General features: G+C 73.1%; 13 protein-coding genes. 5 read left to right on the plus strand and 8 right to left on the minus strand.

Annotated elements, in window-relative coordinates; all coding sequences use genetic code 11:
* Nucleotides 1-161 precede the first annotated feature (161 nt).
* Nucleotides 162-1,985, plus strand: coding sequence for a phosphoenolpyruvate carboxykinase (GTP) (locus tag ABZ318_RS14675; RefSeq protein WP_356902823.1), 1,824 nt, complete (start codon nt 162-164; stop codon nt 1,983-1,985).
* Between the two features lie 285 nt (nt 1,986-2,270).
* On the opposite strand, the gene ABZ318_RS14680 is transcribed toward ABZ318_RS14675, so the two are convergent.
* From ABZ318_RS14680 to ABZ318_RS14695, 4 genes are read right to left on the minus strand one after another with little or no spacing between them, the layout of a single operon-like run.
* A complete protein-coding gene (locus ABZ318_RS14680; RefSeq protein WP_356902824.1) occupies nt 2,271-2,861 on the minus strand; it encodes a hypothetical protein in 591 nt (196 codons plus the stop codon).
* Complete coding sequence (locus ABZ318_RS14685; protein WP_356902825.1) at nt 2,848-4,605, minus strand: VWA domain-containing protein; 1,758 nt, start codon at nt 4,603-4,605, stop codon at nt 2,848-2,850. Before ABZ318_RS14685 ends, ABZ318_RS14680 begins: the two co-directional genes overlap by 14 nt.
* On the minus strand, nt 4,602-5,819 hold the full coding sequence (locus ABZ318_RS14690) for a toxic anion resistance protein (protein WP_356902826.1): 1,218 nt from the start codon (nt 5,817-5,819) through the stop codon (nt 4,602-4,604). Before ABZ318_RS14690 ends, ABZ318_RS14685 begins: the two co-directional genes overlap by 4 nt.
* The gene (locus ABZ318_RS14695; protein WP_356902827.1) at nt 5,816-6,952 is read right to left on the minus strand and encodes a hypothetical protein; all 1,137 of its coding nucleotides are present in this window, start codon (nt 6,950-6,952) and stop codon (nt 5,816-5,818) included. The genes ABZ318_RS14690 and ABZ318_RS14695 overlap by 4 nt, the downstream gene beginning before the upstream one ends.
* Nucleotides 6,953-7,068: 116 nt before the next feature.
* On the opposite strand from ABZ318_RS14695, the gene ABZ318_RS14700 reads away from it, so the two are divergent.
* The gene (locus ABZ318_RS14700) at nt 7,069-7,197 is read left to right on the plus strand and encodes a hypothetical protein (RefSeq protein ID WP_356902828.1); all 129 of its coding nucleotides are present in this window, start codon (nt 7,069-7,071) and stop codon (nt 7,195-7,197) included.
* 79 nt (nt 7,198-7,276) lie between these two features.
* Here ABZ318_RS14700 and ABZ318_RS14705 read toward each other — a convergent pair whose 3' ends face one another.
* Both ABZ318_RS14705 and ABZ318_RS14710 read right to left on the minus strand, forming a co-directional pair.
* Entirely contained in the window at nt 7,277-7,669 is a 393-nt protein-coding gene (locus ABZ318_RS14705; RefSeq protein WP_093874319.1) for a hypothetical protein, read from the minus strand.
* Between the two features lie 80 nt (nt 7,670-7,749).
* Nucleotides 7,750-8,961, minus strand: a complete 1,212-nt coding sequence (locus ABZ318_RS14710) for a pyridoxal phosphate-dependent aminotransferase (RefSeq protein WP_356902829.1) — start codon at nt 8,959-8,961, stop codon at nt 7,750-7,752.
* 127 nt (nt 8,962-9,088) lie between these two features.
* Here ABZ318_RS14710 and ABZ318_RS14715 point away from each other — a divergent pair, with 127 nt between their 5' ends.
* Nucleotides 9,089-9,619 carry a hypothetical protein gene (locus tag ABZ318_RS14715; protein ID WP_356902830.1) on the plus strand — a complete coding sequence of 177 codons (531 nt, stop codon included), beginning with the start codon at nt 9,089-9,091 and terminating at the stop codon, nt 9,617-9,619.
* 182 nt (nt 9,620-9,801) lie between these two features.
* Nucleotides 9,802-11,217, plus strand: a complete 1,416-nt coding sequence (mptB, locus tag ABZ318_RS14720; RefSeq protein ID WP_356902831.1) for a polyprenol phosphomannose-dependent alpha 1,6 mannosyltransferase MptB — start codon at nt 9,802-9,804, stop codon at nt 11,215-11,217.
* Between the two features lie 101 nt (nt 11,218-11,318).
* Here the strand turns inward: mptB and ABZ318_RS14725 are convergent, their stop codons facing one another.
* Together ABZ318_RS14725 and ABZ318_RS14730 are read right to left on the minus strand one after the other, a co-directional pair.
* Nucleotides 11,319-12,896 carry a D-aminoacylase gene (locus ABZ318_RS14725; RefSeq protein ID WP_356902832.1) on the minus strand — a complete coding sequence of 526 codons (1,578 nt, stop codon included), beginning with the start codon at nt 12,894-12,896 and terminating at the stop codon, nt 11,319-11,321.
* A gap of 18 nt (nt 12,897-12,914) precedes the next feature.
* Complete coding sequence (locus tag ABZ318_RS14730; protein ID WP_356902833.1) at nt 12,915-14,180, minus strand: alanine racemase; 1,266 nt, start codon at nt 14,178-14,180, stop codon at nt 12,915-12,917.
* A 127-nt stretch (nt 14,181-14,307) separates the two neighbouring features.
* Between ABZ318_RS14730 and ABZ318_RS14735 the strand changes: the two genes are divergently transcribed.
* A partial coding sequence (locus ABZ318_RS14735; protein ID WP_356902834.1) for a sugar kinase occupies nt 14,308-15,511 on the plus strand: 1,204 nt, incomplete at its 3' end.

The raw sequence follows: 15,511 nt of genomic DNA on the forward strand, positions 1-15,511 counted from the left end.
ATATGAGTGGCGATGCTCACGTGTGCACCCCCCTGGACATATGGGCGTATCCATCGGATGATCAAATGAGTGCGGTCGGCACCGGATGAGCAGCTACGAAGCATCCGGGTCGCGGCCCCCACGGGGCATACATATAAAAAACCCCTCTTCAAGGAGCAATCGTGGCGCGCGACAACGCGGCTCCCACCGACGTCCCCACCCAGCACCAGGAGCTCGTCTCCTGGGTGAACGAGATAGCCGAGATCACCCAGCCGGACAACATCGTCTGGTGCGACGGATCCGAGGCGGAGTACGAGCGCCTGTGCGAGGAGCTCGTCGCCAAGGGGACCTTCAAGAAGCTCGACCCGGTCAAGCGCCCGAACTCGTACTACGCCGCCTCCGACCCGTCCGACGTCGCGCGCGTCGAGGACCGGACCTTCATCTGCTCCGAGAAGGAGGAGGACGCGGGCCCGACCAACCACTGGAAGGCCCCGGCGGAGATGAAGGACATCTTCGCGGGTGAGAAGGGCATCTTCCGCGGCTCCATGCGCGGCCGCACCATGTACGTCGTGCCCTTCTGCATGGGCCCGGTCGGCTCCCCGCTCTCCGCCATCGGCGTCGAGATCACCGACTCCGCGTACGTCGCCGTCTCCATGCGCACCATGACCCGCATGGGACAGGCCGTCCTCGACGAGCTCGGCACCGACGGCTTCTTCGTGAAGGCCGTCCACACCCTCGGCGCCCCCCTGGAGGAGGGCCAGGAGGACGTGCCGTGGCCCTGCAACACCACCAAGTACATCTCGCACTTCCCCGAGACCCGCGAGATCTGGTCGTACGGCTCGGGCTACGGCGGCAACGCCCTGCTCGGCAAGAAGTGCTACGCGCTCCGTATCGCCTCCGTCATGGCGCGTGACGAGGGCTGGCTCGCCGAGCACATGCTCATCCTCAAGCTGACCCCGCCGCAGGGCGAGGCCAAGTACGTCGCCGCCGCCTTCCCGTCGGCCTGCGGCAAGACCAACCTCGCGATGCTGGAGCCCACGATCTCCGGCTGGACGGTCGAGACCATCGGCGACGACATCGCCTGGATGCGCTTCGGCGAGGACGGCCGCCTCTACGCGATCAACCCCGAGGCCGGCTTCTTCGGCGTCGCGCCCGGCACCGGCGAGCACACCAACGCCAACGCCATGAAGACCCTGTGGGGCAACTCCGTCTTCACGAACGTCGCGCTCACCGACGACGGCGACGTGTGGTGGGAGGGCATGACCGAGACGGCGCCCGCGCACCTCACGGACTGGAAGGGCAACGACTGGACGCCGGAGTCGGAGACCCCGGCCGCCCACCCGAACGCCCGCTTCACCGTCCCGGCCGGCCAGTGCCCGACGATCGCCCCCGAGTGGGAGGACCCCAAGGGCGTCCCGATCTCGGCGATCCTCTTCGGCGGCCGCCGCGCCTCCGCCGTCCCGCTGGTCACCGAGTCCTTCGACTGGAACCACGGCGTCTTCCTCGGCGCGAACGTCGCCTCCGAGAAGACCGCCGCCGCCGAGGGCAAGGTCGGCGAGCTGCGCCGCGACCCCTTCGCCATGCTGCCGTTCTGCGGCTACAACATGGGCGACTACATGGCGCACTGGATCAAGGTGGGCAAGGACGCCGACGCGTCGAAGCTGCCGAAGATCTACTACGTGAACTGGTTCCGCAAGAACGACGCGGGCAAGTTCGTCTGGCCCGGCTTCGGCGAGAACAGCCGCGTCCTGAAGTGGATCGTCGAGCGCCTCGACGGCAAGGCCGAGGGCGTCGAGACCCCGATCGGCATCCTGCCGACCGCCGAGTCCCTCGACACCGAGGGCCTGGACCTGCCGGCCGAGGACCTGGAGTTCCTCCTCAAGGTCGACCGTGACGTGTGGCGCGAAGAGGCCGCCCTCGTCCCCGACCACCTGAACACCTTCGGCGACCACACGCCGAAGGAGCTGTGGGACGAGTACCGCGCCCTCGTGGAGCGCCTCGGCTAGTCCCTCCGAAACTCGTGGTGGGCTGCCCCGAAACACCGCCCTGACCAGTGGGGTCACGACGGTCCATCACGACGCAACCGGCCCCCGGAGCCCCCTCAGGCTCCGGGGGCCGGCGCATGTCCGCGTACCGGGCCCCGGGGGATCGGCCGGGAGGCCTCGACGGTCGCGACGGCGCGGTCGCCGGTCGCCGGGAACTCGGACGTGGGCAGCCTGATCCGGTCGAACGCGCAGCCGTGCGGCGGGACGTGAGGCGCTCGGAGAACGTCATGCGCGGAACATGACTGATCACTGGCCGCGCTCCTCCAGGTACCGGGTGTGGATCTCCTGGCGGATCGCCTCCGCCTGCCGGAGCGCGGTGGCGATGCCGGACATCTCCTCGCGCAGCACCGACAGCTGGCGTTCGAGATGACGCTCGGGCGGCTCCGCGCCCGGCGCGACCCGCGACCACCACCGCGTCCGTACGAAGGTGTCGACGGCCTCCGGGACGTCCTGCCGCACCGCGCGGGCGAGGACGTGCAGGTGCTCCGGGTCGCTCACCCACCCCGGTTCGAGCAGCGCCTCGACCAGGGTGTCCAGCTCGGTGAGGCGGCCGTGCGCGGCGGGCGGCAGCTCCACCTCGGCCAGGTAGGCGCGCAGGGTCGCGAAGTCGGCGCGCAGGGCGTCGAGTTGCTCGTCCGCGTCCGGGAAGTGCGGGGTGTCGGGGCGCTCGGGCGGGGCGATCAGGGCCCCCGCCGCGTACAGCCCCGCGATCACCAGCGGCCAGAGTCCGCCCGCCGCGCCGGTGAGGGTGATCCCGACACCGGCCAGACCGCAGGCGCTGCCGGCGAGGTTCTTGCGGGACTCGACGTACCCGAGCAGGCGGCTACTGGTACCCACGGATCTCCTCGAAGGCGCCGTCGAGCGAACCCCGGGTCGCGTCGAAGAGCTTCCCGCCGGTCAGGCCCGCGATGTGGTCGAGCTCGCCGCGGTCGGAGTCCCCGAAGAGGATCGGGAAGACCGGCGTGCGCCGCTGCTCGGCCGGCAGGGAGCCGTAGAAGGCGTCGAAGGCCGACGCCGGGTCGCCGTCGGTGTTCTCCCCGTCCGTCATCAGGACGACCGAGGTGAAGCTGTCGGACGGCGCCCTGCCCAGGAAGCGGTACGCCTCCTGGAGGCTGGAGTAGACGGCCGTGCCGCCGGAGGCCGAGAGCCGCCGGGAGTCGGCGCGGATCGCGTCGAGCGCCGCCTTCGGCGAGGCCGGGTCGACCGTGTGCGTACGGACCTCGCTCTGCTTCACCGAGGAGCCGAAGGGCATCAGGGTCACCTCCTCCCGGTCCCGGAAGTCACCGGTCAGCTCGGCGAGCGCGGACTTCAGCCGGTCGAGCCGCTCCCCGTCCATGGAGCCCGAGGTGTCGAGCACGTAGACCGTGCGGGAGGGACGGCGCAGGGTGTTGTCGTACGCGTCGAGCAGACCGTCGGCGACCGCCCGGCTGCCCGGGAAGGGCAGCTCGCGGCGCTGGTCCCGGGCGAGCGCCGAGGCCGGGCGGACCCCGGCGACCACCGGGCGGCGCAGGGTCGTCCCGGTGATCCGTCCCTGGGCGTCCGGGGTGCGCAGGTACGTGGTGAGCCGGTCCGCCGCCTCCTTCGCCTCGGGGCGGGCGGAGGTGAGCAGGGTGAACGGGTAGTCGGCGGTCACGACACCGTCAGACGGCCGGATCACGGTCAGCTTCTCGGGCGCGGACAGCAGCACGGACTCGTAGTTCACCAGCGCGTCGACGTCGGTGCGGCGGGCGTAGGCCGTGGCCAGCCAGCCGGAGGAGCCCGAGGTCAGCTTCTGGCCCGTGAAGAACTCCTTCAGGCGCGGGGTGGCCCGGGCGACGTCCTGCTCGGTCAGCGCGGACTGGGCGCCGGAGAGCCCGGAGGCGACCGAGACGAGCGCGGAGAAACCGGAGTTGGAGCGCTTCGGGTCCGTCATGCCGTACGTCAGCTTCCCGTCGGCGACGGCCCGGTGCAGCTGCGACCAGGTCACCTTCGCCGGGTTCCAGCCGAGCCGGGCGACGGTGGCGGCCCGCACCCCGAGCGCCACCGGCGAGGTCATGATAGGGGTCTCGTCGGTGATCCTCTTCGCCGTGTCCGGGCGCAGCCGCAGGTAATCGTTGGAGGAGAGCCACACCGCGTCGTAGCCCTTGTCCGCCTCGCCGGACGCGATGCGCTCGACGGCGTCCAGGGTGCCGACGTAGGTGGGGCGGACGGTGACGCCGGTCGCCTTGGCGGCCTCGTCGAGGATCGGGCCCATGTCGGCCAGTTCGGAGGAGGCGAGGACCCGGAGGGTGCCGGCCTTGTACTCCGTGCCGTGCTCGTCGGGGCGGTCGCCGCCGTTCCCGCCGTTCCCACCGTTCCCGCCGGAGCAGGCGGTGGCGAGGAGCGCGAGCGCGAGGACGGCGGCCGTGCCACGGGCCGTGGGGGCAGGGGTCGTGTCGCGGCCCGTGGGTGCGGCGGTCGTGTCGCGGGAGCCGCTCCGGCCGCCCGCGAGGCGGGCGACGGTGCCGGCGGCCGTGCGGCGCAGCCGGGCGGTGACGCGACGGGCCGTCCCGGGAGCGGCGGGGCTGAGGGGGGTGCCGTGGTGGGTGGTGCCGCGGTTCATCCGAGACCGCCTTCGAGGGCGCCGGTGCGGCGGCTGCGGTCCAGGTGGGCGCTCGCCTCCCGGAGTTCGGCCGTGAGCGACTCGACCGTCGCCGCCATCGACTCCGTCGCCCGCACCTTGTACGTGTCGATGGCGTCGAGCGTCCGGTAGATCTGCTGGAAGGCCGTGCGGAGCGTCTCGGCACCCACCGCCGGGTCCGCCGCGATCCGCTGGATCTCACCGGCCTGGCCGGCCAGCATCTCGGCGTTGCCCCGGATCAGGTCCTCGGTCGTCGAACGCAGCACGTTCACCTGCTCGGTGACCTTCCGCTGGTTCTCCAGTGCCGAGGCGAGCATGACCGCGATCCGCAGCGCCGACAGGGTCGTCGTCGCCGCCCGGTCCACGCCCTTGATCAGCTCGTCGTTGTTCCGGCGGACCACGTCCATCGCCAGGTATCCCTGGGCGCAGACGGCCAGTTGGGTCAGGAGGTCCTGGTGCTTCTGCCGGACCGGGAAGAGGACGTCGGCGCGCAGCGCGTCCGCCTGGGCCGGGTCCGCGGTGAGGGCGATGCGCTCCTCCACGGCCGCGTCGAGCGCACCGGTGAGCACCGCGTACTCCTGGAGCTTGCCCATGGTCTCCCACAGCCGGGCCCGCTCGGTCTGCAACGCGGCGTTGTCGCGGCGCAGTTCGTCCTGGCCGCCGCGCAGCGAAGCGACGATCCGGTTCAGCGTGGCCTGAGAGGAGGCGTACCTGGCGACGTGATCGCGCAGCCTGTTGCCGCCCGGGAGCTTCGCGAGCAGCCCCTTGAGGCCCTTGCCGGGGGTGTCACGGGGGTCCAGGTCCTCGACCGTGCGCCGCAGCTCGACGAGGGAGGAGCCGACCCGGGTCTGCGCGTCGCCGCCGCCCGCGCCCTCGCCGAGGGAGCGGATCGTGCGGTCCAGCATCCGGTTCGACTGCTGCGCGGCGGAGCGTATCTCACCCGCGCCGAGCGCCGCGATCTCGCCGATCCGGCCGGCGAACTCGGGGGAGCGCGGGTCGAGCCCGGACAGCGAGCCGACGTACTCCTCGGCCCGGCGGGCCATCTCCGTACGGACCGACTCGTCCAGCGGCACCAGGCCGGAGGCCTGCTCGGCGCGGACGGCGGGCACGGGCTCGGGCGGGGTGAGGACGAGCGGAGCGTCGTGCTCGGGCGGTGTCAGGGCCATCGTTCTTCTCGGATCGTCGGGCGTGGTCATGCGGTGTCCCCCTGGTCGCGGGCCCGCAGCGCCATCTCGTGCAGCACCTCGCTGGTGGGCACGGGCGCCTGGCGGACTCCGGTCAGCGTCTGGTTGAGGTACTGGGTGTGGCCGTCGGTCGCGGCGGTGAACTCCCTCGCCGCGCCCTGCGGGCGGAAGCCGTGGCGGACCGCGAGCTTGCGCAGCTCGGGGTCGGTGGAGAGGAGTTCGCCGAGCTTTCGGCCGTTCTCGGTGAGCGGTACGAGGGTGTGGTCGCTGTTGACCGTGGTGTCCGGGTAGAGGACGACGAGGTCGCCCATGGGCCTCCCGGCGAGCAGCTGGGCGGCGACCTGCGACTCGTACACGAGGACGAGCGGGTTGCCGACGCCGCTGACGAAGTCCCGGAAGGGCGCGTCCGAGCCGGACTGCTGGGCGCCCTGCACCTGGACGAGCTTGCGCAGGAGCGGGGCCGTGCGGGTGACGGCCGCCTTGTCGCCCGCGACCCGCCCGCCGTCGGCGACGTAACTCGCGGCGGCGAGGTAGAGGGCACCGGAGTTGGAGGCGACCGGGTCGGTGGAGGTGATGAAGAGGGTGCCGCTCAGTTCGGCGTGCCCGGCGGAGCCCTTGAGCTGCTGCCAGGTCCGGTCGGCGCGGGCCGCCGCGAGGTAGGCGTCCATCTTCAGGGTGCCGCTCGTGCCGCGCGGGCCGAGGGTCGCCAGGCCGTTGTCGGCGAGGACCCGGGCGGCGGCGCTGTGCGCGACGACGACGAGGGGCGAGTAGAAGGGCCGCAGCGGGGCGCCCGCCGCCTTGTCCTTCGCCTGCTTCCGCGCCTTCGCGCGCAGTTCGTCGGCCGGTCCCTTGGAGGACGGGAAGGCGAAGTCGTAGCCGTCGAGGGGCAGTTCCTCCATGTCCCAGGACCCGGAGGTCTCGGCGCCCACGGTGAAGCCCTTGGCGGCCAGGGCCTTCACCACCTGCGGATCGGCGAAGAACTCGGCCTTCTCCGATCCGATGACTCCTCGCACGGTCTTCGTTGCCGTGCCCGTGTCCTTGTCGCCGCCCGTCACGAGGACGGCGGCCACGCCGCCGAGGAGCAGGACGGCCAGGACGATTCCCAGGATGCGTCTCACGCGGGCAGCGTGCTCGCGGAAACCCACATTCCAGGGGGAGTTGGGTGTACGGGGAGTGAAGGAGCGATCCCGGTACCGAACCGGAGCGGGGAGTACCGTGAGCCCCTGTATACCGCAGGCCCCCTGCCGGAGGGGGTGACGGGATGCCACGCTGGGTGGTCGTGTCGTTGGTGGCGACGGGCGCGAGGGCGTACGGAGGGGGCGTACCGCGGTGTGTCGTCTTCGACGCCGAGTTCGAGTCGACCGAACCGGTGGCGGCCGCCACCCGGTGAGACGTCCGTCGGTGTGGGTGGGGGCGCGCCGGTGGGTGGCGCCCGGGCCGCGTGGTTCGTGCCACGCGGCCCGGGGCCGTCAGGGGGCGGCGACCAGGGTGTCCCCGGCCAGCGCCGCGGTGTGCGCGTCCATGCGCTCGGCGGCGAGGATCGCGGCGGCCGTGTCGGCCCGGGAGGCGGCGACGACCAGTGCGCGGCCCGCGAGGGCGTGCGCCCTGCGGTGCAGGTCCTGAGCGGGGGAACCGCTCAGTCCGGCGTGCCGCGCGGGCGGTGCGCCGCGCAGCCGCGCCACCTGCCGGGCGATCAGCTCGCCGGCCTCCGTGTCGCCCAGCTCGTCGGTGACGGCGAGCAGGGCGGCGAGGTGTCCGGCGAGCTGGATGTCCAGCTCCTCCTCGCGGGAGCGGTGCGGGTACGCGTCCTGGGCGTCGTCGGCCATCCGGTGGACCGACTTGGTGCGGATCGGTTCGTACATGGGGATGGCCTCCTGAGGTGCTCTGCAGGCCATCCTAGCTTAGAACCAATCTAAAGTTGAGTGCTGTCCGGAGTGCGGGGTCAGGGCTGGCTGTACCCGTCCAGGAACCGGCCGATCCGGGTCACCGCGTCCGCCAGGTCCGCGGCCGCCGGCAGCGTGACGATCCGGAAGTGGTCGGGCTCGTGCCAGTTGAAGCCCGTCCCGTGCACGACCATGATCTTCTCGGCCCGCAGCAGGTCCAGGACCATCTGCCGGTCGTCCTTGATCTTGTAGACGTTCGGGTCGAGACGCGGGAAGAGGTACAGCGCGCCCTTCGGCTTCACGCACGTCACGCCCGGGATCTGCATCAGCAGCTCGTACGCCGTGTCCCGCTGCTCGAGGAGGCGCCCGCCCGGCAGCACCAGATCCTCGATCGACTGGCGGCCCTGGAGCGCGGCGGCCACCGCGTGCTGCGCCGGCATGTTCGCGCAGAGGCGCATGTTGGCGAGGATCGTGAGGCCCTCGATGTACGAGGACGCGTGGTGCTTCGGGCCGCAGACCGCGAGCCAGCCGGAGCGGAAACCGGCCACCCGGTAGTTCTTGCTCATCCCGTTGAAGGTCAGGACGAGGAGGTCGGGGGCGATCGCGGCGGTCGGGGTGTGCGTGGTGCCGTCGTAGAGGATCTTGTCGTAGATCTCGTCCGAGCAGACGACCAGGTTGTGCCGCCGGGCGATCTCCGTCAGCGAGCGGAGCATCTCGTCGTCGTAGACCGCGCCCGTCGGGTTGTTCGGGTTGATGATCACGATCGCCTTGGTGCGGTCGGTGATCTTCCGCTCGATGTCCGCGAGGTCAGGCATCCAGTCCGCCTGCTCGTCGCAGCGGTAGTGCACCGCCGTACCGCCCGCGAGCGAGACCGAGGCGGTCCACAGCGGATAGTCCGGGGCCGGGACGAGGACCTCGTCGCCGTCGTCGAGCAGCGCCTGCATCGACATCTGGATCAGCTCCGAGACGCCGTTCCCGAGGTAGATGTCCTCGACGGAGAGCGGGATGCCCTTGGTCTCGTAGTGGCTCATCACCGCGCGGCGGGCCGAGAGCAGCCCCTTCGCGTCGCCGTAGCCGTGCGCCTCGGAGAGGTTGCGGAGCACGTCCTCGAGGATCGCCGGCGGGCACTCGAAGCCGAAGGCGGCCGGATTGCCCGTGTTCAGCTTGAGGATGCGATGACCCGCAGCCTCAAGCCGCATCGCCTCTTCGAGCACCGGACCCCGGATTTCGTAACAGACGTTGGCGAGCTTCGTGGACTGGATCACCTGCATGACGAGAGCTTACGGCGGCCTCGGCCGCGACGCCGAGTGTTTTGGGACACGTCGGACAACCGGACCGGATGCGGCGGACTGTGACCCGGATCGCATCGGAGGTGTCGTGCTCCCTACAATCCGGGCCATGGACCACCACGACCCCGGAGCCGCCGGAGTGCCCGGAGCCGCCGGAATGCCCGGAACCGCCGGGCCTCGGCGCGACCGCCGCCGTCACGCCTCCGCGCGCCGGGGCCGCGGGCCGGTGTGGCTGCTCGCCGGGGGCGGCGCCACCGTCCTCGGGCTCGCCGCCGCACTGCTCGCCGGGGGTCTCGGCAAGAGCGGCGGCGCGCGGTCCCCCGTCGACGACGGGGCGGACGGGCCGCCCTCGATGATCCAGGCCGACCCGTCCGACGGGACGTCGGACACCTCGGGGGCGGCGGGAGCCGCGGCCTCCGGCGGCTCCTCCGGCGGCGGCGCCACGTCCGTGCCCGGCGTCCGTACGAGCGCGCCCGCGCCCTCCGCGAAGACGACGGCCGGCGCTGCTCCGTCCGAGACCGCGACCACCGCCCCGGACGCCTCGCCGACGGCCGGTTCGTCCGTCACCGACACCGCCTCGGCCGACGTGAGGACGGAGAAGCCCGGGAAGGGACGGGGCGGGAGCAAGCGCCCGAGGTAGGACGTGGGGCGGGGCGCGCGAGGCGGGGCCGAGCGGTGGGGTCCGGGCGGCGGCGGGGGGCCGGGGCCGGGCCGGGAGAGGCGCCGGGCGGCGGCGAGCTCCGGGCGACGGGGGTGCCGGTGGTGCGGCGGAGCCGTGGCCTCGGTTCGGGGCCTCGGGCGGTCGGGATAGGTTGGCACGTCATGTGGGTTTTCAGCGCCTCCGGATGCCGGTGGCTGGGTGCGGGCGGGGCGCTCGCCGTCGCCGTCGGCGGATACGCGGCCGGCACCCTTCCGGTCCTCGGCGGCGGGCCGCTGTGGCAGCCGCGCGGCTCCGCCCTCACCGTCGCCGGAGCCGTCCTCGCGTACCTCGGCCTGACCCTGCTCGTCGCCGCCTGGTGGCGCTACGGCGTCCTCCTCGCCCGGGGCCTGCGGGACGGGGTCCTCGCCACCCTCGCCTGCTGGACCGCGCCGCTGCTCCTCGCCCCGCCGCTGCACAGCGCCGACGTCTACAGCTACATCGCCCAGGGCGCGATGGTCCTGTCGGGCCACGACGTGTACGGGGCCGGGCCCTCCGTCCTAGCCCCCGGCGACCTCGGGGCCGACGCGGCCGCCAGCGTCGGCGGGAACTGGACCGACACCCCCGCGCCGTACGGACCCGCCTTCCTGCTCCTCGCCGCGGCCGTCGTGAAGGCGACCGGCGGGGCGGTCGTGCCCGCCGTCCTCGGCATGCGGCTGATCGCCCTCGGCGCGCTCGCGCTGATCGTGTGGGCGGTGCGGGGGTTCGGCGGCGGGGGTGCCCTCTGGCTCGCCGTGCTCAATCCGCTGTTCCTCATCCACGTCGTCGGCGGCATGCACAACGACGGGCTGATGATCGGCCTCATGCTCGGCGGCGTCCTGCTCGCCACGCGCGGGCGGTGGGTGCTCGGCTCCGTCCTCGTCGGCTTCGCGATGATGGTGAAGTCCCCGGCGGCGGTGGCCCTGCTCTTCATCGGGGTGATGGTGGCGCGCGGGGGCGGTGTACGGGCTCTGGTGAAGGGGCTCGTGCTGCCGGGAACCGTCGCGGGGGCGGTGGCGGCGGGGGCGTCGGTGCTGGCGGGGACCGGGTTCGGGTGGGTGCGGACGCAGAGCGTGGCCGGGGCCATTCACACGCCGCTGTCCGTGACGAGTGACCTGGGGCTGGGGCTCGGGGTGCTCCTCACCGGCGAGCCGGATCCGGTCAGGGGCGTTTTCCAGAAGCTGGGGCTTGCCCTTGCCCTCGCGGTCATCGCGGCGCTCGCCTGGCGTTCGTACCGGGGCCGGCTCGATCCCGTCCTCGGGCTGGGGCTGTCGCTGGCCGCGCTTGTCGTGCTCTCGCCGATGGTTCAGCCCTGGTACCTGCTGTGGGGGACGGTCGTCGTCGCGGCGGTCGCCTGGCGGGGGAGGGTGGGGCAGGTGTTGGCCGTGTTGTCTGCGGCGTTGGTGTACGAGACCCAGCCGTCGGGGCACACGCCGTGGTACGGGTTTGTGCTGGCGGGGGTGGTGCTCGTGGCGGGGCTTGTGTGGGTGCGGCGGTCGTCGTGGGGCTCCGGGGCGGGCGGCGCCTTGGAGGACGCCGCTCCCGTGGGTGCCGGGCGGTAGGGGCGGAGGCGCCCGCAAGGGCGCCGTTCCGTTGTGCCCACCCGTTCCGCCCTGCGGAACGATTGCCCACAACGGGGGGCGGAACGATTGCCCACACCTCCTCATGAGCGGCGGATCGACCTTCCCGCCAGGACGTCCGTTCGCTTGCCGTCCTCCATGACGAACCTGCCGTCGATCAGGACGTGCGGGATGCCCGTCGGGAGGGTGCGGGGGTTCTCGTACGTCGCGCCCGACGCGATCGTCGTCGGGTCGAAGAGGACCAGGTCCGCCACGTAGCCCTCCTTCACCAGGCCCCGGTCCGGGAGGCGGAGGCGGGCGGCCGGGCGGGAGGTGAGGTGGGCGACGCACTCCTCCAGGGAGAGGACGCCGAGCTCGCGCACGTACCGCCCCAGGTACTCGGGGAACGTGCCGTACGCGCGCGGATGCGGCTTGAGGCCGTGGAGGATGCCGTCCGAACCGCCCGTGTGCACCCGGTGGCGCATGATCGTCCGGACGTTCTCCTCGTGGCCCACGTGCTGGAGGATCGTCGTGCCCAGGCGGTCGTCGAGGAGGAGCCGGCGGGCGGCCTGCCAGTCGTCCACGCGGCTGCCCACCAGGCCCGCCAGGGCCGGGTCCGAGACGCCCGCGATCTCGATCGTGGCCCAGTCGACGGGCACCCCGTGACAGCCGTCCGAGCCGAGTTCCTCCAGGTGGTGCCGGATCCGCTCCGCCGTGGCGTCGTCACGGAGGCGCTCCAGGGTCGCGTCGGGACCGCCCTCGCCCGCCCAGCTGGGGAGCAGCGCGAGCAGGGTCGTGCTGCCGGGGGTGTACGGGTACGTGTCGAGGCTGATGTCGGCGCCCGCGTCGAGGGCCGCGTCGAGGAGGGCCAGGAGCTCCGGGGCGCGGCCCTCGTTCACGTCGAAGTTCATGGTGGCGTGGGCCAGGTGGAGGGCGCAGCCGGCCTCGCGGGCGAGCGTCACCATCTCCTCGTACGCGCGCAGCGCCCCCGCCCCGTACGAGCGGTGGTGCGGGCAGTAGTAGCCGCCGTACCGCGCCACGACCCGGCAGAGCTCGGTGAGCTCGGAGTCCGGCGCGTACATCCCGGGGGTGTAGGTGAGGCCGGAGGACATGCCGACCGCGCCCTGTTCCATGCCCTCGGCCACCAGCTGCCGCATGCGGTCGAGCTCGGTCGCCGTCGCCGGACGGTCCTCCCAGCCCATCGCGTACATCCGGACCGTGCCCTGCGGGATCAGGTACGCGGCGTTGACGGCGATCCCGGCGTCCAGCCGGTCCAGGTACTCGCCGACCGTGCGCCAGTCGAAGTCGACGTCGGAGCCGTCGCCGTTCCAGCCGGTGATCGCCCGCCGGACCTCCGCGAGCGTGCGGTCGTCGACGGGGGCGTACGACAGTCCGTCCTGGCCCAGGACCTCGAGGGTCACGCCCTGCGCGGCCTTCGCGCTGTGGTCCGGGTCGCGGAGCAGCGCGAGGTCGCTGTGGGCGTGCATGTCGATGAAACCGGGCGCCAGGGCGAGGCCCTCGGCGTCCAGGACGCGGCGGGCGGTCGGACGCTGGCAGCCGGCCGCCGCGGCCTCCTTGACGATCGAGACGATCCGGCCGTCCTCGATCCCGACGTCGGCCCGGTAGGAGTCGCCGCCGCTGCCGTCGACGACCTCCGCGTCGCGGAAGACGAGATCCATCACCCTGGCGCTCCCTCGCTCCTAGAAGAACGTGCGGATGTGGTCGACCACCGTGCCGTCCGCCTCGACGAGCGGGATCAGCTGCCACTTGTCGAAGATCGTGCAGGGGTGCGACAGGCCCATCCCCACCCAGTCGCCGACCTCCAGGTCCGCGCCCGGTTCGGTGCGGAGCCAGGCGTGCTGGTCGGAGAGGCCCGTCACGGTGATGCCCTCCGCGGGGCGGATCTCACCCGTGCGGGCGTCGCGGACCACCTGCGCCTCGGGAAGGTGCAGGTCGTGGGCGGCGTCCCGCTTGCCCGCGTTGGTGAAGGCCTGCTCGGCGGTGGGACGGGAGACGACCTGCGACCAGAGCCGGAACGCGGGCTGCAGCGCGCCCTCCTCGGGGATCCGGTTGAAGGGGGTGCGATCGCGGTACTGACCGTCGTCGTGCGAGACGTACGCGCCGGAGCGCAGCAGCTTCAGGACGGGGAGGGAGAGGTCGGGGATCTCCGCGAAGACCTCGGCGACCGTGTCGAACCACTCGCTGCCGCCCGCGGTCACCACGATCTCGCCGATGGCGGGGTCGAAGCGGCCGGCCTTGTCGAAGTCGGCCGCGAGCCCGACGAGCCGGTGCAGCCACGCGCGCACCGAGTCGGCGTCGGCGCCGGGCATCGTGCCCTCGTAGCCGGCGACGCCGACGAGCCGCAGGGTGGGGACGGCCGCCACCGCGTCGGCGACGGCCGCGCACTCCGTCTCCGTCCGTACGCCCGTACGCCCGGTCGAACCGGCGGCCAGCTCGACGACCACGTCCACGGGGCGGGCCGCGCCGGCCGCGCGCAGGGTCTCGTCCATCAGCTCGACGCCGCGCACGGAGTCGACGTAGCAGACGAAGCGGAAGTCCGGGTCGGCGTCGAGCTCGGCGGCGAGCCAGCGCAGGGCGACGGCGTCCACGAGCTCGTTGGCCAGGAAGATCCGGGCGATGCCGTGCGCGCGGTAGACGCGGGCCTGGTGGGGGACGGCGGCGGTGATGCCCCAGGCGCCGTGCTCCAGCTGCCGGTCGAAGAGCTGCGGGGCCATGGAGGTCTTGCCGTGCGGGGCGAAGGCGAGGCCGTGGCGCTCGGCGTAGGTCTCCAGGAGGCGCAGGTTGTGCTCGACGGACTCGGCGGAGAGGGCGAGGACGGGGGTGGTGAACCCGCCGGTGAAGAGGTTGCGCCGCTGGGCGGAGAGCTCGCCGACGGTCAGGCCCTCGGCGTCCGGGGGCAGGGCCTTGAAGCGGTGGTCGACGCGCTCGTTCGCCAGGTCGGGCATGAGGCCTCCTCGTTGTGGGCGTTGCGGAATGTGCAACGCTCATTGCGCATGGTGCTCACGGCTGTCTAACATCCGGGCCGAGGCCGGGTCAATGGACCCGTACGAGTCGAGTCACAGGGAGCCGACCATGGGCGGGGACGCGGTCGGGGAGGTCGTCCGTCCGGGGGTCGACGGCCCGGAGGTCGTCTGTCTCGGCGAGTCCATGGTCGCCTTCCTGCCCTCCCGGCCCGGCCGCCTCGCCGACGTCCCCTCCTTCACCCGCGCGATCGGCGGCGCCGAGTCCAACGTCGCCTGCGCGCTCGCCGCCGCCGGACACCGCGTCCGCTGGGTCGGCCGCGTCGGCCGCGACGGCTTCGGTGACCACCTCGTCGACACGATCGCGGCGTACGGGGTCGACGTCGGCGCCGTCGGCCGCGACCCGCACCGGCCGACCGGCGTCTACTTCCGCACCGACGAGGACCGGGCGACGGACGCCCACGAGGTCGTCTACTACCGGGCCGGGTCCGCGGCCTCCGCGATGTCGCCGGCCACCGTCCCGTACGAGGCCGTGGCGGGGGCCCGGATCCTGCACCTCACCGGCATCACCGCCGCGCTGTCCGCGGACTGCCTGGCGCTGATGCGGGAACTCACCGCCCCGCGCGCCGGGCGGCCGCTCGTCTCGTTCGACGTGAACCATCGGGCGGGGTTGTGGCGGGACGGCGGCGCTTCCGAGGTGCTCCTCGAACTCGCCCGTCGGGCGGATGTCGTCTTCGTCGGCGCGGACGAGGCGGAGCGGTTGTGGGGTGTGGCGGAGCCGGACGCGATCCGGGCGGTGCTGGCGGAGCCGGCGGTGCTCGTGGTGAAGCGGGGCGGGGAAGGGGTGGTGGCGTTCGAGCGCTGCGCGGCTTCTTTCCCCACCCCGCCCCTTCCCGAACCGGGGCTCCGCCCCGGACCCCGCGCCTCAACCGCCGACGGGGCCGAACATCGGCCCGCCCGGCGTTCGAGGGCACGGCCGCAGGCCGTACGGGGGCCCGGGGGCTTGCCCCCGGTTCGGGAAGGGGCGGGGTGGGGAAAGGCCCCGCGCAGCGGCCCCGCACCCGCACCTGCCGCACCCGGACCTGCCGCACCCGCACCCGACGGCCCCGCCCCCGCCCCCCGCGGACGCGACACCGTCACCCCCGTCCCCGCCCCCCGCGTCACCGTCGTCTCCCCCGTCGGCGCCGGTGACGCCTTCGCCGCCGGTTTCCTCTCCGGGACCCTCCGCGGGCTCGACATGAGGACCCGGCTCCGGCACGGGCACCTCGCGGCCGCCGCCGCGCTCACCGTGCCGGGCGATCTGGCGCGGCCCGCCC

The organism is Streptomyces sp. NPDC006197, from assembly GCF_040613865.1.
Lineage (GTDB): Bacteria > Actinomycetota > Actinomycetes > Streptomycetales > Streptomycetaceae > Streptomyces.